This window comes from Bacillus sp. H1a (genome assembly GCF_000633475.1).
GTDB lineage: Bacteria > Bacillota > Bacilli > Bacillales > Bacillaceae_G > Bacillus_A > Bacillus_A paramycoides.
Genome location: NZ_AYMH01000088.1, coordinates 1 through 1467, shown reverse-complemented (window position 1 = coordinate 1467; position 1467 = coordinate 1). Strand labels below are relative to the sequence as shown.

2 protein-coding genes are annotated in these 1467 nt (G+C 36.2%); both read left to right on the top strand.

Going from position 1 to position 1467, the window contains the following annotated elements; genetic code table 11:
- The coding region (locus U860_RS0129265) for a thiol-activated cytolysin C-terminal domain-containing protein (protein WP_025151265.1) at nucleotides 1-622 on the top strand (622 nt) is incomplete at its 5' end.
- 257 nt (nucleotides 623-879) lie between these two features.
- Nucleotides 880-1467: IS4 family transposase (locus tag U860_RS0129260; RefSeq protein WP_029953169.1), on the top strand; the 588-nt coding region annotated here is incomplete at its 3' end.

Below are 1467 nucleotides of genomic sequence, written 5' to 3'. Positions count from 1 at the left end.
TTTTAAAGCCTTAATTAAGGGGCAAGGCGTTGAAGCGAGTGGACAGTACAAAGATATTTTTGAAGACAGTACCTTTACCGCTGTAGTATTAGGCGGAGATGCAAAAGAGCATAACAAGGTTGTTACAAAAGATTTTAATGAAATCCGAAATATCATTAAAGATAATGCAGAATTAAGTCCTAAGAATCCAGCATACCCAATTTCATATACAAGCACTTTCTTAAAAGATAACGCAACTGCTGCTGTTCATAACAATACAGATTATATTGAGACTACAACTACAGAATATTCAAGTGCTAAAATGACGCTTGATCATTCTGGTGCATATGTTGCTCAATTTGATGTATCTTGGGATGAGTTCTCATATGATCAAAATGGAAAAGAACTACTAACTCATAAAACTTGGGAAGGAAGCAGCAGTGACAAAACTGCTCATTTCTCTACAGTCATACCACTTCCACCGAATTCAAAGAATGTAAAAGTCGTAGCGAGAGAATGTACAGGTCTTGCATGGGAATGGTGGAGAACAATTATTAATGAACAAAATGTTCCGTTAACAAATGAAATAAAGGTTTCAATTGGAGGAACAACATTATACCCAACTGCTAATATTAGTCATTAGGTAAAAGTGAAGCGCCCTGTTTACAGGGCGCTTTTTCAAATATATCATACTCATCTAAAATGAAAAAATGACTTCTCTAAGGCTAGTGATTTATAAGAATTCAGCTTGTTTTTTTGTTTTATGTAACTACGAATTTCTTAACTTGATGGTAATGTGTCAGTACCCCACATCCATCAACTTAAGGATTTAGACTATTCTTGAAGTTAAAAGCACGTTACTATTCTCTTATGTTAATGAGAAAGGGTGACGTGCTTTTTATGAATATCCATCAAAAACAAGAGTTGTCTTTATTTGCCGAAGAGTTATATCGCTATATGTCTCCCGCTACACTTAATCAATTAGCTATAGACGCAGGCGGAATGAAACGAAAACGTAAGTGCCATGGGCACCATTTTTTATCTTTGTGTGTATGGTTAAATCAACAAATCGCTACTACCTCTCTTACTCAGCTTTGTAGTCAATTAGAAACTTCAACAGGAATTTTATTAAGTACTGAGGGACTTAATCGGCGATTTAGCTCGGCTTCTGTAGCCTTCTTTCGAACTGTATTTACTACACTTCTACAAGCTAAAATTGGGGGGTTATCTAAGATTTCTCATGCTCTTTCTGCTTACTTTGAGCGTATTCTTATCCTTGATTCTACAACATTTCAAGTGCCGGATCGATTTGCATCTACTTATCCTGGTGCCGGAGGATGTAGTCATAAAGCTGGTGTGAAAATTCAACTAGAGTATGACTTGTTGAGTGGAGAATTTTCTGATGTGAAAATTGAACCAGGAAAACGAAGTGATCAGGCGTATGGTGCGACTCGAACAGGTATGGTACAAAAGAATGAACTATATATT